Below are 23,539 nucleotides of genomic sequence, written 5' to 3' on the forward strand. Positions count from 1 at the left end.
AAAACAATCGTAGGCTTGTTGCTCATGATTAGTTTCCAATCTAAAATTAAAAATAGCTCACCAAATAAATACCGCCACCCATCTACGCCGCACAAAGGCTTGAGCCAACGGCGATGAGTAACAATGCTTGTGCGACAGTCGATTCAGGCTTTTAAAAAATCAGATAAAGCCTGAGTAAATAATTTCTCAGTTTCGATATTGGAGAGGTGTGATGCTGGTAGCGTCATCATTTCAGAATCTTTAATTTTTTTGTGCATCAATATTGCATCCGATTCGGTTGTCACTAGATCATATTGACCGGCGATGATGAGCGTGGGGTTAGGGATAGCGTGTATTTCATCGCGTAAATCGGCATCTGCCAACGCCTCGCAACAATTTGCATAACCACCGCCATTTTCGGAGCGCAAATGCGCGACCAGCCTGGAAATGATTGCCGAATGGCTTTTCACGAATGATGGGCTGAACCAGCGCGAGGCCGCGCTATCGGCAATCGCATTCAAGCCTTCTGCTCTCACTGCTTTCGCCCTGTTAAGCCAGGCATTTGCCGTTCCAACCTTCGCTGCGGTATTCGTCACGACCAATTTCTTCAAACGCTCAGGTGCATGGATACCCAGCCACTGCCCAATCAATCCTCCCATCGATATGCCGCAAAAATGCGTTTTTTCTATGTGGAGAAAATCGAGAAGAGCTATCACATCTTGCCCCAACTGTTGCAATTGATATGGTCCTTCCGGCGCGGCTGATCGACCATGCCCGCGCGTATCATAACGAATCACATAAAAATCCTTGGCGAGTGCATCGGCCTGCGCTTGCCACATGCTGAGATCTGTTCCCAACGAATTCGAGAACACGACAGCGGGGTGATCAGGGTTTCCTTCGGCGAGAAAAAAAATGTCCGTTTGATTGATGTTGGCGATAGGCATGCAGAGTCCTTTTATGAAATATCGGGAGACAAAAAAACAACCGATCTGGTCCTACCCCTGATCGCCGCCTCCGACAGGAAGCACCGTTCCGGTAATGTATGAAGATTCATCCGAGGCAAGGAACAAAATAGCGTTCACTTGCTCATCAATCGTTCCGTAGCGATGCATCAAGCTGGTCGCGATGGTTTGATCGACAATGCCTTGATACCAAACCTCCTCTTCCTTGCTCAGCTTATTGGCATTGCGCGGTATTTTCCTCGGTGGTGCTTCTGTCCCGCCCGTGGCTACTGCGTTGACACGGATGCCATCCTCTGCATGTTCAAATGCGAGACTGGCGGTGAGTGCATTGACGCCACCTTTTGCTGCGGAATAGGGAATGCGATGAATGCCGCGTGTCGCAATGGACGACACATTGACAATGACGCCGCGCTTTTGCGCGATCATGCTCGGCAAGGCAGCGCGGCAGCACCATAAGGTCGGAAACAAAGAGCGGCGAATCTCCGCTTCAATTTGCGCTTCTTCATACTCTTGATAGGGCTTGGCCCAGATCGTTCCGCCTACGTTATTAATGAGAATGTCGATTCGCCCAAATGCATTGAGACTCGCTTCGATGAGTTCTTTCGCACCGGCATAGGTTTCCAAATCCACCTTGGCGACGATTGCTTTTGCCTTTTCTGTTGTTTTCAATTCGCTGATTTCAGCAGCAACCTCATTAATCAGTTCAGAGCGATCTGCCAAGACGACTTGCCCGCCTTCACGCGCAATCGCTAGCGCGACACTTCGTCCGATCCCTTGTGCGGCGCCGGTCACAATCACGATGTTATTCTCGAAGCGTTGAGAGTGACGCATGATCAAACCCCGCTGCTTGCCGAGAATTTCTCGTAATGGAAATTCGCTGGTTTTACACCTATCTCGCCCAGCCAATTTCTCACGGCATCGACCATGGCGACTGGCCCGCACAGATAGATATCGACATCGCCGCCATTGAGCCAATCGGATTCAACATGCTGAGTCACATAACCTTTACGCGGATGCCGGCTATCCGCGGCTGCAACGCAAGTGCGGTATTCAAATTGCGGATGTTTCGATGCAAGCTGGTTCAATTTGTCCAGCGCGACCAGATCCGCGTCATTGGTTACCCCAAATACCATACGGACGGGTTGCGTAAAGCCGTGAGCGTCGAGCACATCCAGCATCGACAAAAACGGGGCAATACCCGTCCCGCCGGCTAACAGCAAAACAGATCGTTTCACTTCGCGCAGAAAGAAACTGCCGTAAGGGCCGGAAAATGTCATTTTCTGACCAGCCTGCGCCTTCTCGGCCAAAAACTGGCTCATGCGGCCATTCGGCACATTACGCACCACAAATGCAGCTTGCGGTGCGCCTGGCGGGGAGCTGAACGAGTAAGAGCGCGTCAGCGTCGTTCCGGGAATCTCTACATTGACATACTGGCCCGACAAGAAATCAAGGCCGGACGGGCTATCTAAATCTATCGAGAAGTTGATGGTTGAGTCGGAAAGATGCTGCACCGACGCGACACTGCCAGAAAAACTGGATACGGCAGTTTTACAAGCACTCGACGTAGCTGGAATTCTGACGACGCAATCCGACTTAGGCCGCATCTGGCACGCCAAGATATAACCCTCTGCCGCATCCTTCGGGTCCAAGGCATCTTCAATGTAACTCGACTCGGGCAAATCATAGTTACCCGATTCACAAAACCCGCGGCAAGTGCCGCACGCGCCATCACGACAATCTAGTGGAATATTGATTTTCTGACGGTATGCCGCATCTGACAGCTTTTCATTTTCGTTGCATGAAATGAAGCGGGTAATGCCATCTTCAAATTGAAGTGCTATGTGGTAGTTCATCGACTTGTCTCCTCGATGTTACGAAGGTGAAACTTGTTTTAAATGTGATAAACGTCGATTACCTGATTGATGTAATCGTTTTTCAACACCACGTATTTGTTCAAAATCTTCGGACTGCCGCCGGAAAAATCGATGACGTATCGCGACATGCCGAAGTAGCTGTAGTTCGTCTTATAACGATGACTCAGAGTGTGCCAATTGAACCGGACAGTACATACATCGCCTTCCTGCTTTTCCAGTTCCACGTTCGCGATGTTATGGCTGGTTCGGGTATCCGGCGTGGTGGCGCTGGAGCGCTCTGTCTTGATGCGGAATACCCGATCCTCCAGACCCTGCCTGTTGGGATAGAAAATGAGCGAAATTTCTCGTTGCGGATCGGTGACCAGCTTATCGTCGTCGTCCCATGACGGCATCCAGAACTGCGCATCGGCGTCATAGCACTCCAGCCACTCGTCCCACTGCTCATCGTCCAGCAAGCGGCTTTCGCGGTATAGAAAGCCATTGATTTCAAGCAGGCTGATGTTCTTCATGCTTTGCCCCCCTCTTCACGCAAGGCTTTTTTCATCACGTCCAGCCAATAGCGATGCTGTATGGTGTACAGGCCTTCATCTTCGGTTTTGACACCGCTCATCACCGGTTGCAAGCCGATTTCTTTGGCAGCGTCGTCCGCGCCTTCGATCCAGTGCTGAGAACCGCGGCACATATCGTTCCATCCCAGGGAAATCCCCGCGAAACCTTGCTGGCAGGCGCGGAACTCTTCCAGATCGTCGGGCGTCGCCATCCCGCTGACATTGAAAAAATCTTCGTATTGGCGGATGCGATGTGCACGTGCTTCATCGGATTCGCCTTTGGGAGCGATGCAATAAATCGTGACTTCTGTTTTATCGACAGAAATCGGGCGCAACACGCGAATTTGCGAACCGAACTGGTCCATCAAGTACACGTTGGGGTACAAGCAGAGATTGCGCGAGCGCTCGATCATCCAGTCGGCCGTCGCCTGGCCAAAATTCTTGGCAAATTCTTCGCGACGCGGATAGTTAGGACGATCTTCCGGATTGGCCCATGTCGTCCACAGCACGAGGTGCCCATGGTCGAAGGCATAAAATCCACCGCCCTGCTTGCCCCACTTGCCGGCATCCATCGCTCGGATATTATCCTCACGCCTTGCATCTTGTTCCTTGCGGTGATTGGTGGTTGCCGCATAATTCCAATGCACAGCCGAGACGTGATAGCCATCCGCGCCGTTTTCGGTTTGCAGCTTCCAGTTCCCTTCAAAGGTATAAGTGGACGCGCCGCGTAACACTTCGAGGCCGTCAGCGGACTGATTGACGATCATGTCGATGATCTTGCCTGCCTCGCCTAAAAATTCCGCGAGCGGAGCCACATTTTCGTTCACGCTGCCAAACAGAAAGCCTTTATAACTCTCGAAGCGGGCTACCTTTTTCAAATCGTGCGAGCCTTCTTTATTGAAGCACTCTGGATAGCCGGCATCGTCAGGATCTTTGACTTTCAGCAGCTTGCCGCTGTTGTTGAAAGTCCAGCCATGAAATGGACAGGTGTAAGTGGCCTTATTACCGCGCTTATAGCGGCACAGCTGCGCACCACGGTGGCTACAGGCATTGATGAATGCGTTCAACTTCCCCTGACGATTACGCGCAATGAAGACTGGCTGACGACCGATATGCGTGGTGTAGTAATCATTGTTATTGGGAATCTGGCTCTCGTGCGCCAGGTAAATCCAATTGCCCTCGAAAATATGCTTCATTTCCAAGTCAAATAAAGCTTCGTCGGTAAAGGCGCTGCGATGCAAGCGATAGTCACCTTTTTCCTTATCTTCAATCAGGTAGTCGTCCAGGCTTTTCAGCCTTGGCGTATTGTCGGGATGGATGGGGATCATGATGGTTTCCTTCTGTTTAAGGAACGGGCGGTGGATCAGCACCGTCCGTTTTTTTTACGCAGCGGCGCGGGTACGCTCAACCTCAGTGGAAGGCGCAGCAGGCGTTTCTGAGTACAGATGGAAATCAAAATCAATCGAGGAAAAAGGCTGGCTTAAACCTTTTGCAGCGAGTTGATCCCTAGCGGAGATTTTATGTATGGCGGGCACCAAGCCTTCGCGACTGGCAAACGCGAAATCGTCCCACAGATATTCATCGCCATCGATATTGATTTGGGTGGTCAACTTGCGGTGACCAGCGCCGGTGACAAAAAAATGAATGTGCGCAGGACGACGACCGTGACGGCCTAAGAGATCCAATAATTGCTGCGTCGAGCCATCAGGCGGACAGCCGTATCCCGCAGGAACAATGCTACGGAACTGGTATCGCCCGTTGTCATCGGCAATGATCGTGCGACGCAGATTGAATGCCGGCTGCGACTTATCAAAGAAAGAATAGTTGCCCAGCAGGTTGGCGTGCCAAACTTCAACCTTTGCGCCCGGCATTGGTTTGCCATTGGCATCAAACACAGTGCCTTGCATGAATAGAATTTCTGCCGGACCGTTTTCCGTCCCGTCATCCAAACGAGCGAAACCCTTGCTTTCCGGCGCACCGGCAACGTATAAAGGACCTTCGATCGTACGCGGTGTACCGCCTGTCAATCCTGCCTTTGCTTCAGCCTCGTCAGCGCGGATATCAAAAAACCGCTCCAGGCCTAGGCCCGGAGCAAGCAAACCAAGTTCGTTTCTTGCGCCAGCTGCAGACAGATATTCCAAGCCTTTCCAGAATTCGCTGGCCTGAATGTCGAGGTCTTCAATCGCCTTGCACAAATCTCCGACCAACCGCAGGACGATGTGCTGTACGCGCGGATTCGCTTCGCGGGTAGCGGAATCAATGATCCAGCTCTTTACCAGAGCGTCGATTTCGGTATGTGTCATTGCTGTCTCCTGAAAAATTAGTTAATAGTTATAAGGGGTATTGAAAAATTTGCTGCTACGCTGTATTGCAAAAACCGGTCATCGACCAGGTACTTATCTGTCATCCTCTCGAATGGAGGACGGGTGACGGCATAAAGGCATGACAAGGTTTGACGGGGTCTAAAGCAGCTGCGGGCATGCTTATTTGCGGCGCAGGAAGTTTAATTTTTCACGGTCAATTTCAACACCTAAACCTGGTCTGGTCGGAACCTGAAGCATGAAATCCTTGTAGACCAACGGTTCGCGCAGCACTTCCTCGGTCAGCAACAAAGGGCCGAACAGCTCTGTGCCGTAAGACAAATCGCTGAAAGTGGAAAAGACATGGGCAGACGCCGCGGTTCCAATGCCGCCTTCCAGCATCGTTCCTCCATACAAACTAATCCCTGCGAGCTGGGCGACAGTCGCGACCTGAATGGCGGGCGTCAAACCACCGGATTGCGTGATCTTCACAGCGAATACATCCGCCGCTGTTTTTGTTGCCAGATCAAATGCATCCATTGGTCCATGCAAAGCTTCATCAGCCATCACTGCGACCGAGAAGCGATGCGCCAATCGTCCCAAACCTGCTTTGTTGTCTGCGCGTACAGGCTGTTCGATTAGATCAATACCACCAGCTTCAAGGGCCGCTATGCCATTGACTGCATCCAGCTCACTCCATGCCTGATTCACATCCACACGCACGCTGACTTCATCACCCAGCGCTTTTTTGATGGCCAGAACATGGGCGACATCGTCTGCCACCGAACGCAAACCGATTTTGAGTTTGAAAATGCGGTGGCGGCGGAGCGCCAGCATTTTTTCGGCTTCAGCAATATCTTTGCTTGTATCGCCGCTCGCCAACGTCCATGCAACGGGTAAAACATCTCGCACGCGTCCTCCCAGCACTTCACTGAGCGGGATATTCAAGCGACGCGCCTGCGCATCCAATAAGGCCGTTTCAATCGCGCATTTGGCAAACCGGTTGCCCTGAATGATTTTGCGAATCTTTGCCATCGCTTTGGCAACGTGATTTGCATCCATCCCGACCAGCAAAGGAGCAATATGGGTATCAATATTGGTCTTGATACTCTCAGGACTCTCTTCGCCATAGTTCAGGCCGCCGATTGTTGTCGCCTCGCCCCATCCCTCAACGCCATCGGCACACACCACACGCACCAGTACCAGCGTTTGCGTGTTCATGGTCGCTACCGATAGCTTGTGCGGACGTATTGTCGGCACATCAACAAGAATGGTTTCTATACTTTGAATCATATTTTATTCGTATAATTAAACGGGATAACGGCAGGTTAGGTCAGCAAAACCCCATCGTCCAACACCGATTTGCTCTCGATTCAATACTTTCCAGGTATAGATATGGAATTACGCCATTTACGCTACTTTGTGGCTGTTGCAGAGGAGAAGAATTTCACTCGCGCCGCCAAACGGTTATTTATTGCCCAACCGCCATTAAGTCGGCAAATGCAGCAATTGGAAGAAGAATTGGGCGTTTCTTTGATTGAAAGAGATTCGCGCCCGCTACGGCTCACCGAAGCAGGCCGTTTTTTTTACTCACATGCGCAGCAGCTATTGGGCGAGGCAGCTGACCTGAAATCAATGACACAACGTGTCGGGAAAATTGAAAGGACGCTTTCCATCGGATTTGTGGCGTCAACGCTTTACGGAATGCTGCCAAAAATCATTCGGCGTTTTCGCTCCGAATACAACGCTGTCGAAATCAGCCTTCATGAAATGACCACGATGGAGCAAATCCAGGCGTTGAAGGACGGTCGCATTGACGTTGGATTTGGACGAATCAGATATGAAGATTCCAGCATCCGACGCATTGTGCTGCGTGAGGAGCGATTGATTGTGGCATTACCTGTAGGTCACCCGCTAACCGAATCCGCAACCCCGCTTAGTCTGAAGGATTTGATTCACGAAACGCTGATTGTATTTCCGAAAGCGCCGCGCCCCAGCTTTGCCGACCAGGTGTTAGCGGCCTTTAGCGATCGCGCGATACATCTGGAAAAAATTCTCGAAGTCAGAGAACTGCAAATTGCTGTTGGTCTTGTGGCTGCCGGAGAAGGCATCGCAATTGTTCCTGCCAGCTTGCAAGGGATGAAAAGAAATGATGTCAGTTACATGGAGCTCGGTGAAAAACATACGACCTCCCCGATCATTTTCAGCGTGCGTATGTCGGATCAGTCAGATGAGTTGAGAAAGCTGCTTCGACTAATCTACGACGTCTATGATGCTGAAAACATTCCGCATGTTAAGGAATTTTTATGAGTTCATTATTGACCGCCATCCAGCTCCTGCGCCACGCCGTAAGTGATCAATACAAAGCGCGCCAGCCTGAACTTTGATCTCCGCCTACGTGTTTGCCCTTCACCAACGGTGGTTTGGATTTTCTTTGTAATTTAATAGTTATCTAATACCGCAATGAAACAAACGTTGAATTTAAAATATTTTCGCAACGTTTATTGCTTTCTGTAAACCCCTGCGTTATTCTCGTACCTGACCTCCAGCGAAAAACTGGATGGAACGTAGCGAGATAGGTATGACACATCGTTTTCCGATGGTATTGATCCCAGAGTGAAGTCTGTATAAATCGTTGATGGAACTAGCAATGCGACATATATCCCGAATTTTTTTTGTTTTGATTTTCACTGCTTTAAGTATGCAAGCCGAGGGCGCCAACGATACCCTCAAAAAAATCAAGCAAACCGGCGTCATAACTATTTCTTATCGTGAAGCATCAATTCCATTTTCCTACCTCGACGAACAGAAAAAACCCATCGGCTATACGATTGATCTGTGTATGCGTTTGACAGAAGCAATTCGCACCGCGTTGGAACTGCCAAAGTTGCAAATCAACTGGATACCAGCGAAGTCCGTACCCGTTGCGATAACCTATATTACGGAGAACAAAGCGGATTTGGAGTGCGGAAGTACGACTAATACGAAAGTGCGAAGAGATGTGGTGACTTTTACGATGCCGATCTACATTGCGGGCATCAAAATCATGTCACATAAGTCGCTTGCAGCCAACGATATGCATCAGCTCTCGAATAAAAAGGTTGCTGCTAACATCGGTACGACCGCTGCGAAGCTGGTTGAGGCAACGAATCAGATGAAATTGTCGGCAGCCACTTTGGTAGAGACGAAGGATCATAACGATGCATTCCAGAAACTGGAGTCGGGCCAGGTGGATGCGTGGCTGACGGATGATGTCTTGTTGTACTCCTACCGCGCCGCCGCAAGAACGCCCGAAGACTTCGTTATTTCCAATAGATTTTTAACTAGCGAACCGTATGGCATTATGTTTCAAAAAGACGATGCCGCAATGAAGAAAATACTTAACGGTGAGCTTTTCCGCTTAATCAATACCGGCGAATTCAATAAAATTTATGCGAAATGGTTCGAATCGCCAATCCCACCAAAAAATATCAGCATTGGCTTGAAAATGAATCTTTTGTTGAAAACTTACATGTCTGCGCCAAGCGAAGATCTTCCTGCGAATTACTGACTTGGCTATTTGGTCTGCCTGAACATATCCTTTGTGGAGCGCCCCCCGTCTTGCAAAAAATTGAGAAACCTTCGTTTGAAAATCGCAGGCTCTCGTAAGCATACGTTTAGATCCTGTGACATTTGTTAAATCTAGCTTCGGCAACTTCGATGCAGATATTCAGAAACCAGTGCCCCCTCGCATCTTGCGCAAAGCTCGTACCATCCTCGATCTTGCCTTCAGGCAGGGGCCGCGAGTTAACAACTCGGAAGATGTTGCCAGCGAATCGGAAGGCATCGCCTTCACTCTTCAAATCCCGCCCCCCCTGCCGAACAAAGCTGTTCGCCAGAAGCCCCTACTTTTCGGCGATCGACGCTCGTTCAGTGGCGTGTACAACCTACCATGTGAATGTGAGTAAGTCCGTAATCAACGAGGAGGAAATGATGAAGCTAACAAGTATTTGTGGAACAGCACTGCAATCGGCCACACGGCCGAGCATTCGTGAGACGCCCGCCAAATCGGCAGGATCGAAGGAGAGATCGCGCGGCTTCGGCGGCTTGACCAGGGCGTTGAAAAACCTTCCGACCGCTTTATCACAATCGTGCCAACCTGCCGCCGCCCCTCCTCCGCGCAGATCAGCACAATCGCTACAGAATGCCAAAGATCATCGTATCGGCGATATTGCTGCTGCTATTGAGCACGCGCGCAAAGGTTACGCAAAAGGTAAACCTTCGCCAACGCTTGCGGGCTCCACGCATGTGAGTGGTAGGGTCGGTCGCCAGCAAATGCCAGTCGATCAAATCGCATCGACATCGCATTCGCTACCGCCGCGTCGGCTGATCGAGTTGATGCACGAACAGCTTGCTACTGATCTGACTACAAAGGACAAATATCACGCGGAGGTCCAGCTTCGCATACCGGAACCCCTCATTCCATCTCCTGCCGCCAACGTTAGCGTGGGCAGCCTCGAAAGTACCCAAGCCTCCACTTCGAACAGATTGCCGGAATCCGATGCTCTCATGTCTGAAGCGGGGGATGTCTCCATTCGGTGGGCGGCTGACAGTCATCCGACTAACCTACTCTGGCAAAAGCTCGGAAAAGAGCAAAAACAGGAAATCTTCGACGCCATGAGCGACCGCGGCGATCTGGCGGGAATCGAACTGTGGGAACGTGCCAGTCGCGGTGATATCCACGCAATGGATCGGCTGGATAATCATTTACTACAACACTATTACAAGGACGAGTTCGGCAATGCCAACCATTTGCGCTTCGCCCCGACCGAGGCCAATCGTGTTCCAAGGGAGACAACCCCGGCTGACACTCGGGCCTATATGCGCACAATGCAGCCGCTCCTGGACGCGCATCTGGAAGCATTGGCAAAACAAAGAGTACCTACAACATCGGCCAACGGTACCTGGTTAACCTCGTTGTTCAAGAGAGCCAACAAGAAGGCGTAATCCGGAAAAAGCAGTAATGGAAAGCAAAGTTGTCAACTCAAGCTAAAAATCGTTGTAGGAACCAACTGTACGCCACGTTCACCTCGATTTCCCGCACCAGTTGCCGCTCTGAATGAATCCCAAACAGGTAGCCGGGGTGCAGTTCACTATGAGCAGCTTTTTTTGCATCCTAGATCAACATCTACCGCGACAAGAAAATGACCGACAGGTGCTGCAATCCTCTCTTTGACCTACCTCCTCGAACTTGCGTTGGCACTAATGTTTCGATATGGTCTGTAACAGAAAAAGCGTGGCCCTTTGTGTTGCGATTGAAAGAGAGGCGACTTCAAGCGTTTCTTGTTCGCTATGCGCACCGTGCCCCCATGGACCGAGTCCGTCCAGATTGGCGGCGACGACGTCAGCAACATAGGAAATATCGGCGCCGCCCCGCTGCTCTGGCGGGATCGCCTGCAATGTTGGCCCCTGCAGACTTTTGCTGATCGCATTGAACTCAGTGAGCAGTGTTTGATTCGCCTCACTCGGCTCCATAACCGGGATAATGCTGTGAAATTCGAAACTACTGCGAGCCCCGGCCAACGCATAGTTAGCTATGGCGATCATGTTTTGTTGCGCCTTGTCGCGCTGTTGATTGGTCAAATAGCGCAGGTCGCCACGTGTCATGGCCTGAGCGGCAATGATGGTTTTTTTGCCACTCACTGTGCCGTTTTCTTGTTCCGCATTCTCCTGCAATGTCTGGCCGCCTAGCTGAAGGCCGGGATTAATGGTTAGACCAGGAGTGGATGAAAGCGCTCGTTGTATCTCATTGAGGACGCGCGCTTGTTCGTAAATTGCACCGAATCCGGATTGGGGCCCAAAGACTGTCGAGGAATGCTGTGCTTGGCCGCTGGAACGTAAAATCCATTCGCTCAGGCCTCTGCGACCTATTACCAACTCATTTGGTGAAAGCGCAAATTCAAATCCGAGTGCTATAGTGCTTTTTTGAGCCGCATTGACCAATGCCTTGCGTGAAATTTCAGTCGGTTTAGCCGCGAATTCTTCATCACCAGTAATAACCACGATAATGTTGGCTTGCTTTAAGGCACCTACCTGCTTCAGAGCCTTCAGGGCGTACAAGATGGTGACCAAGCCGCCTTTGTCGTCAATCACTCCGGGTCCCGTTGCCCATTTGCCGTCGCTTGTAAGAGAGAAGTGCTGAAAATGGCTGTCATGAGGAAAAACCGTGTCCAAGTGCCCAATCAATAAAATAGATGGACCAGGTTTGCTTTGGAGCTCGGCAATTAAGCTTCCCGCGTGATGCATATTCTGTGGTAACGGTTGCCACCGAGTCGTAAAACCCAGGGCTTCAAATTGAGGAATTAGCAAATCACCGACTTTTTGGACGCCTTCCGGGTTGGTCGTCCCGCTATTTATGTTGACAAGTTTTTCGAGCAACTGTAATTGATTTGAAGCTTGCTCATTTACGTACTGCACGATTTCGGACTCCGTGTTGCTTAAGGGAGAGGCAATCGTATGCCCAACCAATGCACCGCAAAATAGAGTTATAAAAATTTTGGATCTGGACATCGTGTAAATTTCTTTCAATCAATAAGCGCTTGCATCGTCGGTACTCATTTTTGAAATACCAAATGTAAACACATTTACCTAATTATTAACAGGCCCTAGGGAAGCGCTTATATGGACGTCTCTTGGAATGCAAGCTTTAGCAATCTGCTAGTCATCAAAACATGAACACTCCAAGGCCCAAGACTAATGGCTATTAGCCAACAGTAAAATTTCCTGCATCTTGCCACTATCGGTTCGTGCATTCGGTGCTGCGCCCAGTGCCGTGCTGCACATGCCGTAAGTCGCAGCGCTTGCCACTACACGACTGCCGGCCTGACCAGCGGTGTCTCCAGCAAGGTATCCCTGATCAGTTCCAGTGCATGCTGAATGTCGTCGCGTGTGGCGATACCGCCGATGCAGACGCGCACTGCCTCAGCCGGTTCGTTCGATACTGCAAAGGCATCGCTGGCAACAACACCGATGCCGGACGACTTCATCTGTGCGGCGAACGCCTTGGCCGTCCATACAGGAGGAAGGTTGATCCACAAATGAAAGGCTTCCGGCTGTGATACGTAAGAGCGCTCCGGCAAAATGCGCGCGGCCATTTTTTGGCGCGCCATCGATTCCTTGCGAATACCTGCCAGCGCCAGATCGGCGACCCCGTCGCGGATCCAGCGGGTCGCCAAGGCGGAAGTGATGGGCGACGCCATCACGGTCGTGGCGCGCAAGGACGAAGCCAGTCTTGCCGCATATTGCGCATCGGGCGCCGTCATGTAGGCAATGCGCAGTCCTGCGCCGACGCTTTTTGACAGTCCCGTAATATAGAACGTCAGGTCAGGTCCGATGCTGGCGATCGCCGGCGGCCCCGAGCGGGGCAAGAAGCCATAGGCATCGTCCTCGATGATCGCAATCTCGTAATGGCGGGCAATCTCGACCAGCGCTTGGCGGCGCGACAACGATGTCGTGCATGTCGTCGGATTCAACAGCGTCGGATTACAGTACAGGGCCTTCGGTGCATATTGCGCGCATGCGCCGGCAAAAGCCACCGCGTCGATGCCTTCATTGTCCATCGGCAAACCGACCAGCTTGATCCCCAGTTGCCCCGCTAGCGCACGCAGTCCCGGATAAGTCACATCCTCACAGCACAACACGCCGCCCGGCCCAACCAGCATGGTCAGAATCGCCAGCAAGGCACACTGCGCCCCCGGCGCGACGAGTACGCGCTCGGGTTCGATACTGAGGCCGCGCCTGCGCAACCACAGCGCGCCGGCATCGCGATCATCGGGCGAGCCGCCGAAATCCTGATAGCGCATCAGGTCGCGCAAGCAGCCGTTGACATGCGACCAGCCGGCTTGCATCAATTCAACCAACTCGGGCGACTCCGGCTCGGGCGGCATGTTCATCGACATATCGACATTAGGACGCCCTTCCATCACCCGCGGAATTTTAGGCCGTCGGCGACCGCAGATGAAGGTGCCACGCCCCACGACTGAATCGACCAGACCACGCCGATGAGCTTCGCTGTAAGCGCGTGCAACCGTCGTGAAATCCAGATTCAGCGCCTCCGCAAGCTTGCGCTGCGGCGGCAACCGCTGTTCGGCGACGAGATGCCCTGTTGCAATGTCCTCGGCGATGGCATTAGCGATGGCCAGGTAGGCAGGCCCGCTTCCCTTCTTCAGCTTTGGGATCCAGAAATTGGCGGATTTCAACATGAAGCGTCCTTTGATTGAATGCATCGACCATATCAATTGAATGCAATTCCCGTTCCATGCATTTGAATCGGATTTGCACCAGTTAACAGTGCCTCACTCGCCATCCATGCACCAATAAAGAACACATCGCTATTTCAAAGTGCATGGATTTTTTATCGATTGAATGGACGCATTGTATGGATTGCCTGTTTTCCATCGAAAGCCTTTACCAGACTGACCCGGCGGGAAACCAGGAAGCATGCGGAAAGCGCATTTTAATCACCTGATTGACTGGATTTTTTTACAGTCAATTTGATGCACTTAGTCAATTGCATGGCACGGTGAATGCATTCAATCGTAGCGTCGCGGCGCTCGCCGGACAGGCCTGCAGTCAACAACGAGGTCTTGTTTTCAATCATTGCCTAACGCTATCCAAAGGAGTTTCATCATGCCAGTAGTGACCAAAGCCGCTCATGCCCCCGGCGATTTTTTCGTTGACTATGAAGAGAAGGTATTTGAAGACGTCAAAGCTCAACCAGGCGAAAAAGCGCTGGTCACCTTCCATACCGTCGCCTTTGAGGGTTCCATCGGATTCGTCAATTTGCTGCAAGCCACACGCCTCAAGCGCAAGGGTTTCGAAACCTCGATCCTGCTCTACGGTCCCGGCGTGACGCTAGGCGTGCAGCGCGGCTTTCCGACACTGGGCGATGAAGCATTTCCTGGTCACCAGAACTTCAACAAGCAAATCGTGAAATTCATGGAAGAAGGCGGCAAGGTCTATGCCTGCCGTTTTGCGCTGCAAGCCCTGTACGGCCATGGCGAGCCTTCGCTGATCCCGGGCATCCGTCCGATCAATCCGCTCGATGTGCTCGATCTGGTGTTGCTGCATCGCCGCGACAACGCGTTCATTCTCGACACCTGGACGCTGTAAGCGACGAGGGGCGGACATGACATTCAAAAAGAAAACCGTACGGGCGGCCGCGGTGCAGATCGCGCCGGACCTGGAGAGCGCAACCGGTACGCTGGACAAGGTGTGCCAGGCGATTGCAGATGCTGCGGCAGGCGGCGCCGATCTGGTGGTGTTTCCGGAAACATTCGTTCCATACTATCCGTACTTCTCCTTCGTCAGGCCGCCCTTCGCCGCCGGTCCGGAACATCTGCTGCTGTACGAACGCGCGGTAGTTGTCCCGGGCCCGGTCACGCATGCGGTTGCCGCTGCAGCACGCAGTCACGGCGTGGTCGTCGTGCTGGGCGTCAATGAGCGCGACAACGGCAGCCTTTACAACACCCAGCTGGTGTTCGACGCCAACGGCGAACTGCTGCTCAAGCGCCGCAAGATTACGCCGACTTATCACGAGCGGATGATCTGGGGACAGGGCGACGGCAGTGGCCTCAAAGTAGTCGACACTGCGGTGGGCAGGCTGGGCGCGCTGGCATGCTGGGAGCACTACAATCCGCTGGCCCGTTATGCCCTGATGGCACAGCACGAGGAAATCCACTGCGCGCAATTTCCCGGCTCAATGGTGGGACAGATCTTCGCCGATCAGATGGAGGTGACGATCCGCCACCACGCGCTGGAGTCCGGCTGCTTCGTGGTGAACGCCACCGGCTGGCTGAGCGACGACCAGATCTTGTCGATCACGCCCGACGCTTCGGTGCAAAAGGCACTGCGCGGCGGCTGCTGCACAGCCATCGTGTCGCCCGAAGGAAAATTGCTGGCCGAACCGTTGCGCAGCGGCGAGGGCATTTTATTTGCCGATCTCGAAATGGAACTGATCACCAAGCGCAAACGCATGATGGATTCCGTCGGTCATTATGCGCGCCCGGAACTGCTGCATCTGGTGATCGACGACCGCGAAGCCAAACCGGCTTCCACCTTGTTTGTACCGGCAGAGCGGGATAGTTCGGCCTCCTCTCTTTTCAACACTCCCCCCACCACCACTCTCGCGAGGTTCCATCATGCAGACAACTCTTCCCCCGAATCAGCAACTGATCACGGAACTGCAATCCTTCGGGCTGCGTCTTAGCGACCCGAACGCCGGCGCCGCGAGCCGCCGTGGCGGCGCCGGTCCTTCCGATCACAAGGCTGTAACAGTCGACGGCCACACGGTGATGATCCCGGTGCATACCGCCAGCGCGTGGTCGTCGCCGTACGTGGCAACACCGCTGGGAATCGACGGCACCAGCAGGATCACCAGGGATGGCGTCGAGATGGGCGTCATCTCCTTCCCGCGCCAGCCGCGCTTCTACAAGATGCAGACTTTCGACGGTATCGCCTACAGCAAGATTGCGACGCTGCATGGCGCCGACGTCTTGGCGACAACCATCCTGCAAAGCTGCATCCGCTACGAGAGCCGCCGCAAATCCTGCCAGTTCTGCGCCATCGGACAGTCGCTTGCGGCCGGGCGCACCATCCTGCGCAAGACACCGGAACAGCTGGCGGAAGTGGCGCGCGCCGCAGTGCTGCTGGACAAGGTCAAGCACATGGTGATGACTACCGGTACGCCCAACGCCACCGATCGCGGCGCGCAAATTCTGTGCGAGAGCGCTTTCGCGGTGAAATCGGCAGTCAATCTGCCCATCCAGGGACAATGCGAACCGCCTGACGACGATGTCTGGTTCCAGCGCATGCGCGACGCCGGCATCGACACCCTGGGCATGCATCTGGAAGCAGTCACGCCTGAAGTGCGCGCGCGCATCATGCCGGGCAAAGCATCCGTCCCGATCGAGCGCTATTTTTCGGCATTCGAAGCTGCGGTGCGCGTCTTCGGACAAGGCCAGGTCAGCACCTACATCCTGGCCGGCCTCGGCGATACCCAGGAAGCCATTCTTGCGACCAGCAGCAAACTCATCGACATGGGCGTCTATCCGTTCGTGGTGCCGTTCGTCCCCATCTCGGGCACACCGTTGGAAGATCATCCTGCGCCCAGCGCATCGTACATGCGCGATCTGCTCACGCCCTTGTCGGCGATGCTGGAAGCCGGCGGTCTACGCTCCGGCGATATCAAGGCCGGCTGCGGAAAATGCGGCGCCTGCTCTTCCCTATCCACCTACGAGAAGAAGACATCATGAGCCAGGTCGCCGACAAAATCGCGCTGGTTGTGCAAGACGATCCGGCCAAAATCGCCGTCGCCCGGCAAGTTCGCATCAAGCTGGCGCTGACGCCGACGGAGCGTGCAGAAGCCCGGCAGTTACGCCGCGATGTATTTTGTACGGAGCAAGGCATCTTCCGCGACGACGACACCGACGCGATTGACGCCATCGCCCTGCCCATCGTCGCCTTGCTTGAAGACAGTAACGGCAGCCAGGAAGCCGTCGGCACGGTGCGCATCCACGAGTCCGAACCCGGTATCTGGCATGGTTCGCGGCTGGCGGTCGCGCAACACGCGCGCCGCATCGGCTCGGTCGGCAGCGGCCTCATCAAATTGGCGGTCAGCACGGCGCATGCGCACGGCTGTCATGCCTTTCTGGCGCAGGTGCAAAGCCAGAACGTTCCGCTGTTCCGGCGTCTGCATTGGCACAGCCTGTCGGAGCTGGACATCCATGGCCGTCCGCATCATCTGATGCAAGCCGATCTGGACTTCTACCCGCCCATCAGTGACGGCGACATCGGCTTCGTGCTGGCGCGCAACGGTACGAGAGGTGAGCCATGACGCGCGCGCAATCTGCTTGCCCGGCGGCCCCGGCAAGTCTGGTTCAACTAGCCGACACCCTGCGCAATTCGCGCGGAATCGCGCACAAACGCGACATCCGCGAAGTGATGCAAACCGTCCGCCTGGACTTGTCGACCAGGATAGCCGGGCAAACCATTGCCATCGGCGACGACTGTGCGGCCATTCCCGACGGCGACGGCTATTTGTTGTTCGCCATCGAAGGCTTCATTAACGAATTTGTGGAGAAGCAGCCCTGGTTTGCCGGTTACTGCGGCGTGATGGTCAACGTCAGCGACATTTACGCCATGGGCGGCCGCCCCATGGCCGTCGTCGACGCGCTATGGAGCCGCGGCGACGCCGCACAGCCGGTACTGGAAGGGTTGCTCAAGGCATCGGAGGTATACGGCGTGCCGCTGATCGGCGGCCATAGCAATCGCCGCAATGACAGAGAACAGCTATCCGTCGCCATTGTCGGCCGCGCCCGCCGCTTGCTGACCAGTTTCGACGCGATGCCGGGCGACAACCTGGTGGCCGCGATCGATCTGCGCGGTCGCTTCGAAGAGCCCTATTCCTATTGGAACGCCAGCACCGGCACCGCTGCAGAGCGTCTGCGCGGCGACCTGGAAATCCTGCCGTCGATTGCCGAAGACGGACTGTCTGCGGCAGGAAAAGACATCAGCATGGCCGGCATTATCGGTACCGCCCTGATGTTGCTGGAGTGTTCCGGCGTCGGGGCGATCATCGACCTGGACGCCATCCCTTGCCCGCCAGATGTCGACTTTGCACGCTGGCTGAGCGCCTTCCCCAGCTACGGTTTTCTGCTGAGCGTGAGCGATGCCGCCCTGCCGGAAGTGCTGAGTCGTTTCACCGCACGCGATATTGCCTGTGCCGCCATCGGCCGCATCGACGACACGCGGGAAGTTCATCTACATAGTCATGGGCATACAACGCCGTTCTGGGACCTGAATCAGGAAGCGCTGATCGGCTGCGGTCCGGAGAGAAGCGGAGGATGACATGAGCAACCCCGCTTCTATTTCTGCCTCGCCGTCACCGCTGCGCATTGCCATGCTGACGCATTCCATCAATCCGCGCGGCGGCGTGGTGCATTCGATGCAACTCAGCGAAAATCTGCAAGACGCAGGCCACACGGTCACGCTGTTCGCCCCCGATCCCCAACAAAAAGGCTTGTTCCGCCAACCGCGTTGCGGCTTCACGGCCATACCCGGCGCAGGTAACACCGCCAGCGTGGTCGAGATGGTGCGCCAGCGCATCGATGACTATGTTCAGTATTTTTCGCACGCCGATGCACCGCGTTACGATCTCTACCACGCGCAAGATTCGATCAGCGCCAATGCGCTTGCCACATTGACCGAACGCGGCGTCATCCCGGGCTTCGTACGCACGGTACATCACCTCGATCAGTTCGACGACCCGCAATTGCACGCGTGGCAGGAACGCGGCTTCCGTCAGGCCAGCCGGCTTCTATGCGTCAGCAAATTGTGGAAAGACAAATTGCGCGATGAATACGGCGTCGTCGCCGACGTCGTCAACAACGGCGTCGACCTTCATCGCTATCAACCGCTTGCCTCCACGCGCGACGCAACGCTGGCGCAAGAACTGGGGCTGAGCGGTTCGCCGATTTTTCTGGCCGTCGGCGGCGTGGAGCCGCGCAAGAACACCTGCGGCATCGTGCAAGGCTTCCTGCGCCTGCGACGCGCGTATCCCAACGCGCAACTGGTGATCGCCGGCGGCGCCAGCTTGCTGGACCATCGCAACTACCAACAAGAGTTCAACCAATTGCTCAGCCGTAATCAGCTGACGCCCGGCATCGGCGAACCTGTCATCGTCCTGGGCCAGGTGGCAGACGCCGATATGCCGTCGCTGTTCCGCTGCGCCGACGCGCTGGTGTTTCCGTCGCTCAAGGAAGGTTTCGGACTGGCGGTGCTGGAAGCCATGGCCAGCGGTTTGCCGACCATCGTGTCGCGTATTGCGCCGTTTACCGAATACCTGAAAGGCGGCAGTTGCGCCTGGGTCGATCCGGAGGACCCGGCCTCAATCGCCTCCGGCATGGCGCATGCCTGCGACTCAGCGATAAGTCCGCAGCTACGCGAAGCCGGCGCTGACATTTGCAAGCAATTTTCGTGGGCGCAATCTGCGCACCGCCATCTTTCCATCTACCGCGCCTATCTGGCCCAATCAAAGGAGATCTCTTATGCCTGAAATGCATTTCAGCGTGCGCTGGCCCGACAACAGCGTAACCGACTGTTATTCACCGTCGCTGGTCGTCAAGGAATACCTGGAAGTCGGACAAACCTACCCCTTGACGGATTTCGTCGAGCGCAGCGCTACCGCGCTCAACATCGGCAGCGAACGCGTCCGGCAAAAATTCGGCTACGCCTGCTCTTCCGCCATGGACCAGCTGCAACGCATCCAGGACACCGCCAAGCGTTTCGAAGAAGTCGCCGATGCCAAGGTAACCATCGAGGGATTTAGCCCCTGACCTTGCCACCCGCACAGACAAACTCATTACCCGAACAGAAAGAAAAGGAATCGCCATGAACCTCGCAGAGAAGAAGACCGCCGACAATCACTACCCCGTACTCGTCATCGGCGGCGGCCAGGCCGGACTGTCGATCAGCTATTACCTCAAAAAAGAAGGTATCGATCATCTGGTGCTGGAAAAAAACCGTATCGGCCACGCCTGGCGCAACGAACGCTGGGATACCTTTTGCCTGGTGACGCCGAACTGGCAATGCACCTTGCCGGGCTTTCCCTATGATGGCGACGATCCCTACGGTTTCATGAAGAAGGACGATATCGTTGCCTATCTTGACCGCTTCGTAGCCAGCTTTCAACCGCCGGTACAGGAAGGTTCCGTAGTCACCCGGCTGCATCGCGATGCGACCGGCGTCTATGTCGTGGAGACCACGCAAGGCGACTACTCGGCAGACCAGGTCGTGGTGGCGGTCGGCGGCTATCACTTGCCGATCGTGCCGCGTGTGGCGGAAAAGCTATCCGCTGATATTGTGCAGATCCACTCCAGCGAATATCTCAATCCCGAATCGCTGCCTGAGGGCGAAGTGCTGGTGGTAGGCACCGGTCAGTCCGGCTGTCAGATCGCCGAGGACCTGCATCTGGCCGGTCGCCGCGTGCATCTGTGCGTCGGCGATGCACCCCGTGTGGCGCGCACGTATCGCGGCAAAGACGTGGTCGAATGGCTCGACAAGATGAAATACTACGACTTGCCGGTGGAAAAGCATCCGCTCGGCACCGGCGTGCGAGAAAAGACCAATCACTACGTCACCGGCCGCGACGGCGGACGCGACATCGATTTGCGCAAATTTGCCCTGGAAGGCATGCAGCTCTATGGCCGGTTCGAAGGTCTCAGCAACAACGTCGCCTCGTTCGGGTCCGGCCTAGCAAGTTATTTGGATGGCGCCGATGCGGTCTCGGAAAGCATCAAGGACAGCATCGACAAATTCATCGACGCCAACGATATCGAGGCACCCGTTGAGACGCGCTATGTACCGATATGGCAGCCGCCTGCAGACATCCCGGACAGCCTCGACCTGCAAAAGAACAATGTTTCTGCAGTGATCTGGTGTGTGGGATTCCGCACCGACTTCAGCTGGATCAATGAAGCGATCTTCGATGGCCGCGGCTACCCGGGCCATGACCGTGGAGTCACCAGTGCTCCCGGCCTGTACTTCCTCGGCCTGCCGTGGCAATACACCTGGGGATCGGGGCGCTTCTCCGGTATTGCCCGCGACGCCGAATATCTGTTGGATCATATCTTGTCGCGTCGCACCGTGAAATCGGCGCAGACGATGTCGCAGGCCGCTTGATTTTTTACCCTCGATTTGATCATGTCCGATTACCAAACACTGCTGCAGCAATCGACCGACAACCCCAACTCGTTCTGGCGGGAACAGGCGCGCCGCATCGACTGGCAGCGAAATTTTTCTTCCGTACTGGATGATAGCGACCCGCCGTCGCCAAAGTGGTTCTGCGGCGGCTTGACCAATCTCTGCCACAACGCGGTGGACCGGCATCTGCGGGACCGGGAAGACCAGCCGGCACTGATTTTTGTATCTACGGAAACAAACAGCGAGCGCACGCTGACGTATCGGCAACTGCATCGCGAGGTCAATATCATGGCGTCGGTGCTTCTGAACATGGGCGTGCGGCAAGGCGATCGTGTCTTGATTTACCTGCCGATGATCGCGGAGGCAGCAATCGCGATGCTCGCCTGCGCGCGCATCGGCGCGATTCATTCGGTCGTGTTCGGCGGCTTTGCCGCCGCCAGCCTGGCGGTGCGTATCGACGATGCACAACCTGCGCTGGTGATCTGTGCCGATGCCGGCTTCCAGAGCGGCCAACTGATTAACTACAAGCAGCTGATGGATGCCGCGCTGGATAAAGCGGTTCATGCACCGTCCCGGTTACTGCTGATCGATCGCGACTTGTCGCCTTGCGACATGAAACCGGAACGCGACTTCAGGTACGACATCGAACGTGTGCGAGAACTCGATGCCGAAGTTCCTTGTACCTGGTTGCCCTCCGAAGCCCCTTCATACATCCTCTATACCTCCGGCACCACCGGAAAGCCCAAAGGCGTGCAGCGCGACACCGGCGGACATGCCGTATCGCTGGCAACCTCAATGGAATTACTGTTCCAGGCAAAGCCAGGCAACGTCATGTTCACCACGTCGGATCTCGGCTGGGTCGTCGGCCACAGCTACGGACTCTACGGTCCTCTGCTGGCAGGCATGACTAGTGTATTGATGGAAGGATCGCCGGTGCGTCCCGATCCCGGCATCTGGTGGCGACTGGTGAAGACATATCAGGTCAACCTGATGCTGTCATCCGCGACAGCCATGCGCTTGCTGAAACGCCATGGCTTTGGCCAGCCGGATACCGAACCGACCAGACTCGCATCACTAAGAGCCCTGTTTCTAGCCGGCGAGCCCCTGGATGAAGCTACCGCACACAGTATCGAGAAAGCACTTGGCGTTCCGGTCGTCGACCATTATTGGCAAACCGAAACCGGTTCGCCGATGATAGGTTTGCCGCCGACAGGCCATCAGCGCGGCGCCGACGACAAACTGCCAGTGACCGCATTGCCGCGTCGCCATGGCTCTCCCGGTTTAGCGGCTGCAGGCTACCGGCTCGCCGTCGTCGACGAAGAGACTGGCATCCCATGTCCGATGGGAAAGAAAGGGTTGCTCGTCGCAGAAGGTGTCTTACCTCCCGGCTGCCTGACTACCTTATGGGGCAAAGACGCAGACTATCGTCGTATCTATTGGTCTTTACAAGACGGCGCCTGGCGTTATTCCACGTTCGACTGGGCAGTCGCAGACAAAGATGGCTACATCTACCTGCTTGGACGCGCCGACGACGTCATCAACGCCGCAGGCAAGCGTATTGGCACGCGTGAAATCGAAGAAATACTACTCGAAGACGAAGCCGTGGCAGAAGTCGCAGTGGTTGGCACGTCCCACATCCTACGCGGCCAGGTTCCCGTAGCCTTCGTCGTATTGCACAGACACGCGATGCAGAACGATAGCAAAGCGGTGGAGCGACGTCTGATTGACGCGGTTGACAACTCGCTCGGCACGCTCGCCAGACCAAAACGCATCTTGTTCGTCAACAGCTTGCCGCGTACGCGATCGGGCAAGATACTGCGGCGCGTGATACAGGACGTCATTGCAGCAAAATCCATACAAGACTTGGATGCGCCTGACTTGCAACTGATTATTACCGATCTTTCGAGCGCGTTTCATGCAAAGGAGAAGCAACAGCTTATGTTAGAAGAGTCATCTCCATGATTGGCACGTTTTTGCTTTTTTTTCCAAGATTGAATATGCTTGAATACCTAGTCAGACAGGGGTATTCATACCCCTCTTATATATAACAGTATATTGGTCGTTGGCCTCCCAAACGTTTAAAGACGGGTGTCCGAGTGCCCCTGCCTCGGACACATGATCAGTGAACACAATATTTT

General features: G+C 54.6%; 21 protein-coding genes and 2 pseudogenes. 12 read left to right on the forward strand and 11 right to left on the reverse strand.

Annotation, left to right across the window (positions count from 1 at the left end; genetic code table 11):
- Positions 1-143 precede the first annotated feature (143 nt).
- The 7 genes from pcaD to KHU33_RS14105 all read right to left on the reverse strand — a co-directional run bounded on the left by pcaD (position 144) and on the right by KHU33_RS14105 (position 6,956).
- Positions 144-923, reverse strand: a complete 780-nt coding sequence (pcaD, locus tag KHU33_RS14075; protein ID WP_211463936.1) for a 3-oxoadipate enol-lactonase — start codon at positions 921-923, stop codon at positions 144-146.
- A gap of 51 nt (positions 924-974) precedes the next feature.
- Complete coding sequence (locus KHU33_RS14080; protein ID WP_211463938.1) at positions 975-1,772, reverse strand: 1,6-dihydroxycyclohexa-2,4-diene-1-carboxylate dehydrogenase; 798 nt, start codon at positions 1,770-1,772, stop codon at positions 975-977.
- Between the two features lie 2 nt (positions 1,773-1,774).
- Positions 1,775-2,794 carry a benzoate 1,2-dioxygenase electron transfer component BenC gene (benC, locus tag KHU33_RS14085; protein WP_211463940.1) on the reverse strand — a complete coding sequence of 340 codons (1,020 nt, stop codon included), beginning with the start codon at positions 2,792-2,794 and terminating at the stop codon, positions 1,775-1,777.
- Positions 2,795-2,832: 38 nt separating this feature from the next.
- Positions 2,833-3,324 carry a benzoate 1,2-dioxygenase small subunit gene (gene benB / locus KHU33_RS14090; RefSeq protein WP_211463942.1) on the reverse strand — a complete coding sequence of 164 codons (492 nt, stop codon included), beginning with the start codon at positions 3,322-3,324 and terminating at the stop codon, positions 2,833-2,835.
- Complete coding sequence (gene benA / locus KHU33_RS14095) at positions 3,321-4,691, reverse strand: benzoate 1,2-dioxygenase large subunit (RefSeq protein ID WP_211463944.1); 1,371 nt, start codon at positions 4,689-4,691, stop codon at positions 3,321-3,323. The genes benB and benA overlap by 4 nt, the downstream gene beginning before the upstream one ends.
- 54 nt (positions 4,692-4,745) lie before the next feature.
- Positions 4,746-5,666: a catechol 1,2-dioxygenase gene (gene catA / locus KHU33_RS14100; RefSeq protein WP_211463946.1), complete on the reverse strand. Its 921-nt coding sequence runs from the start codon at positions 5,664-5,666 to the stop codon at positions 4,746-4,748.
- 180 nt (positions 5,667-5,846) lie between these two features.
- Positions 5,847-6,956 carry a muconate/chloromuconate family cycloisomerase gene (locus KHU33_RS14105; protein WP_211463948.1) on the reverse strand — a complete coding sequence of 370 codons (1,110 nt, stop codon included), beginning with the start codon at positions 6,954-6,956 and terminating at the stop codon, positions 5,847-5,849.
- Between the two features lie 102 nt (positions 6,957-7,058).
- On the opposite strand from KHU33_RS14105, the gene KHU33_RS14110 reads away from it, so the two are divergent.
- Together KHU33_RS14110 and KHU33_RS14115 are read left to right on the forward strand one after the other, a co-directional pair.
- Positions 7,059-7,973 carry a LysR family transcriptional regulator gene (locus KHU33_RS14110; protein ID WP_211463950.1) on the forward strand — a complete coding sequence of 305 codons (915 nt, stop codon included), beginning with the start codon at positions 7,059-7,061 and terminating at the stop codon, positions 7,971-7,973.
- 340 nt (positions 7,974-8,313) lie between these two features.
- Entirely contained in the window at positions 8,314-9,213 is a 900-nt protein-coding gene (locus KHU33_RS14115; RefSeq protein ID WP_211463952.1) for an amino acid ABC transporter substrate-binding protein, read from the forward strand.
- A gap of 130 nt (positions 9,214-9,343) precedes the next feature.
- Here KHU33_RS14115 and KHU33_RS26410 read toward each other — a convergent pair.
- Positions 9,344-9,514, reverse strand: a pseudogene (locus KHU33_RS26410) (RNA-guided endonuclease InsQ/TnpB family protein); the annotation flags it as partial.
- Between the two features lie 118 nt (positions 9,515-9,632).
- Here KHU33_RS26410 and KHU33_RS14120 point away from each other — a divergent pair.
- A complete protein-coding gene (locus KHU33_RS14120) occupies positions 9,633-10,649 on the forward strand; it encodes a hypothetical protein (protein WP_211463954.1) in 1,017 nt (338 codons plus the stop codon).
- Between the two features lie 55 nt (positions 10,650-10,704).
- Here the strand turns inward: KHU33_RS14120 and KHU33_RS14125 are convergent.
- The 3 genes and pseudogenes from KHU33_RS14125 to KHU33_RS14135 form a co-directional block, all read right to left on the reverse strand.
- Positions 10,705-10,782 (reverse strand): annotated as a pseudogene (locus tag KHU33_RS14125) (transposase); the annotation flags it as partial.
- 122 nt (positions 10,783-10,904) lie between these two features.
- On the reverse strand, positions 10,905-12,212 hold the full coding sequence (locus tag KHU33_RS14130) for a M20 family metallopeptidase (protein WP_211463956.1): 1,308 nt from the start codon (positions 12,210-12,212) through the stop codon (positions 10,905-10,907).
- A gap of 296 nt (positions 12,213-12,508) precedes the next feature.
- Complete coding sequence (locus tag KHU33_RS14135; protein WP_211463958.1) at positions 12,509-13,903, reverse strand: aminotransferase-like domain-containing protein; 1,395 nt, start codon at positions 13,901-13,903, stop codon at positions 12,509-12,511.
- A 427-nt stretch (positions 13,904-14,330) separates the two neighbouring features.
- Here KHU33_RS14135 and KHU33_RS14140 point away from each other — a divergent pair, with 427 nt between their 5' ends.
- From KHU33_RS14140 to prpE, 9 genes are read left to right on the forward strand one after another with little or no spacing between them, the layout of a single operon-like run.
- Positions 14,331-14,813, forward strand: a complete 483-nt coding sequence (locus tag KHU33_RS14140) for an MSMEG_0572/Sll0783 family nitrogen starvation response protein (protein ID WP_211463960.1) — start codon at positions 14,331-14,333, stop codon at positions 14,811-14,813.
- Between the two features lie 16 nt (positions 14,814-14,829).
- On the forward strand, positions 14,830-15,909 hold the full coding sequence (locus tag KHU33_RS14145) for a Nit6803 family nitrilase (protein ID WP_211463962.1): 1,080 nt from the start codon (positions 14,830-14,832) through the stop codon (positions 15,907-15,909).
- Positions 15,842-16,954, forward strand: coding sequence for an MSMEG_0568 family radical SAM protein (locus tag KHU33_RS14150; protein WP_211463964.1), 1,113 nt, complete (start codon positions 15,842-15,844; stop codon positions 16,952-16,954). The genes KHU33_RS14145 and KHU33_RS14150 overlap by 68 nt, the downstream gene beginning before the upstream one ends.
- Entirely contained in the window at positions 16,951-17,535 is a 585-nt protein-coding gene (locus KHU33_RS14155) for an MSMEG_0567/Sll0786 family nitrogen starvation N-acetyltransferase (protein ID WP_211463966.1), read from the forward strand. The genes KHU33_RS14150 and KHU33_RS14155 overlap by 4 nt, the downstream gene beginning before the upstream one ends.
- Positions 17,532-18,548 (forward strand): sll0787 family AIR synthase-like protein, encoded by a 1,017-nt coding sequence (locus KHU33_RS14160; protein ID WP_211463968.1) that lies wholly within the window; start codon positions 17,532-17,534, stop codon positions 18,546-18,548. Before KHU33_RS14155 ends, KHU33_RS14160 begins: the two co-directional genes overlap by 4 nt.
- Position 18,549: 1 nt before the next feature.
- Positions 18,550-19,755 carry an MSMEG_0565 family glycosyltransferase gene (locus tag KHU33_RS14165; protein WP_211463970.1) on the forward strand — a complete coding sequence of 402 codons (1,206 nt, stop codon included), beginning with the start codon at positions 18,550-18,552 and terminating at the stop codon, positions 19,753-19,755.
- Positions 19,748-20,035 (forward strand): MSMEG_0570 family nitrogen starvation response protein, encoded by a 288-nt coding sequence (locus KHU33_RS14170; protein ID WP_211463972.1) that lies wholly within the window; start codon positions 19,748-19,750, stop codon positions 20,033-20,035. Before KHU33_RS14165 ends, KHU33_RS14170 begins: the two co-directional genes overlap by 8 nt.
- 55 nt (positions 20,036-20,090) lie before the next feature.
- Positions 20,091-21,380 (forward strand): MSMEG_0569 family flavin-dependent oxidoreductase, encoded by a 1,290-nt coding sequence (locus KHU33_RS14175; RefSeq protein ID WP_211463974.1) that lies wholly within the window; start codon positions 20,091-20,093, stop codon positions 21,378-21,380.
- Between the two features lie 21 nt (positions 21,381-21,401).
- Positions 21,402-23,363 carry a propionate--CoA ligase gene (gene prpE / locus KHU33_RS14180; protein WP_211463976.1) on the forward strand — a complete coding sequence of 654 codons (1,962 nt, stop codon included), beginning with the start codon at positions 21,402-21,404 and terminating at the stop codon, positions 23,361-23,363.
- Positions 23,364-23,539: the final 176 nt, after the last annotated feature.

Origin of the sequence: Collimonas silvisoli, from assembly GCF_018305005.1 — a bacterium.
GTDB classification, from domain to species: Bacteria; Pseudomonadota; Gammaproteobacteria; order Burkholderiales; family Burkholderiaceae_D; genus Collimonas; species Collimonas silvisoli.

Excerpts from the sequence above, each read along its gene's own strand:
- pcaD (WP_211463936.1), bottom strand. The coding sequence starts at position 923 with ATGCCTATCGCCAACATCAATCAAACGGACATTTTTTTTCTCGCCGAA.
- KHU33_RS14080 (WP_211463938.1), bottom strand. The coding sequence starts at position 1,772 with ATGCGTCACTCTCAACGCTTCGAGAATAACATCGTGATTGTGACCGGC.
- benC (WP_211463940.1), bottom strand. The coding sequence starts at position 2,794 with ATGAACTACCACATAGCACTTCAATTTGAAGATGGCATTACCCGCTTC.
- benB (WP_211463942.1), bottom strand. The coding sequence starts at position 3,324 with ATGAAGAACATCAGCCTGCTTGAAATCAATGGCTTTCTATACCGCGAA.
- benA (WP_211463944.1), bottom strand. The coding sequence starts at position 4,691 with ATGATCCCCATCCATCCCGACAATACGCCAAGGCTGAAAAGCCTGGAC.
- catA (WP_211463946.1), bottom strand. The coding sequence starts at position 5,666 with ATGACACATACCGAAATCGACGCTCTGGTAAAGAGCTGGATCATTGAT.
- KHU33_RS14105 (WP_211463948.1), bottom strand. The coding sequence starts at position 6,956 with ATGATTCAAAGTATAGAAACCATTCTTGTTGATGTGCCGACAATACGT.
- KHU33_RS14110 (WP_211463950.1), top strand. The coding sequence starts at position 7,059 with ATGGAATTACGCCATTTACGCTACTTTGTGGCTGTTGCAGAGGAGAAG.
- KHU33_RS14115 (WP_211463952.1), top strand. The coding sequence starts at position 8,314 with ATGCGACATATATCCCGAATTTTTTTTGTTTTGATTTTCACTGCTTTA.
- KHU33_RS14120 (WP_211463954.1), top strand. The coding sequence starts at position 9,633 with ATGATGAAGCTAACAAGTATTTGTGGAACAGCACTGCAATCGGCCACA.
- KHU33_RS14130 (WP_211463956.1), bottom strand. The coding sequence starts at position 12,212 with ATGTCCAGATCCAAAATTTTTATAACTCTATTTTGCGGTGCATTGGTT.
- KHU33_RS14135 (WP_211463958.1), bottom strand. The coding sequence starts at position 13,903 with ATGTTGAAATCCGCCAATTTCTGGATCCCAAAGCTGAAGAAGGGAAGC.
- KHU33_RS14140 (WP_211463960.1), top strand. The coding sequence starts at position 14,331 with ATGCCAGTAGTGACCAAAGCCGCTCATGCCCCCGGCGATTTTTTCGTT.
- KHU33_RS14145 (WP_211463962.1), top strand. The coding sequence starts at position 14,830 with ATGACATTCAAAAAGAAAACCGTACGGGCGGCCGCGGTGCAGATCGCG.
- KHU33_RS14150 (WP_211463964.1), top strand. The coding sequence starts at position 15,842 with ATGCAGACAACTCTTCCCCCGAATCAGCAACTGATCACGGAACTGCAA.
- KHU33_RS14155 (WP_211463966.1), top strand. The coding sequence starts at position 16,951 with ATGAGCCAGGTCGCCGACAAAATCGCGCTGGTTGTGCAAGACGATCCG.
- KHU33_RS14160 (WP_211463968.1), top strand. The coding sequence starts at position 17,532 with ATGACGCGCGCGCAATCTGCTTGCCCGGCGGCCCCGGCAAGTCTGGTT.
- KHU33_RS14165 (WP_211463970.1), top strand. The coding sequence starts at position 18,550 with ATGAGCAACCCCGCTTCTATTTCTGCCTCGCCGTCACCGCTGCGCATT.
- KHU33_RS14170 (WP_211463972.1), top strand. The coding sequence starts at position 19,748 with ATGCCTGAAATGCATTTCAGCGTGCGCTGGCCCGACAACAGCGTAACC.
- KHU33_RS14175 (WP_211463974.1), top strand. The coding sequence starts at position 20,091 with ATGAACCTCGCAGAGAAGAAGACCGCCGACAATCACTACCCCGTACTC.
- prpE (WP_211463976.1), top strand. The coding sequence starts at position 21,402 with ATGTCCGATTACCAAACACTGCTGCAGCAATCGACCGACAACCCCAAC.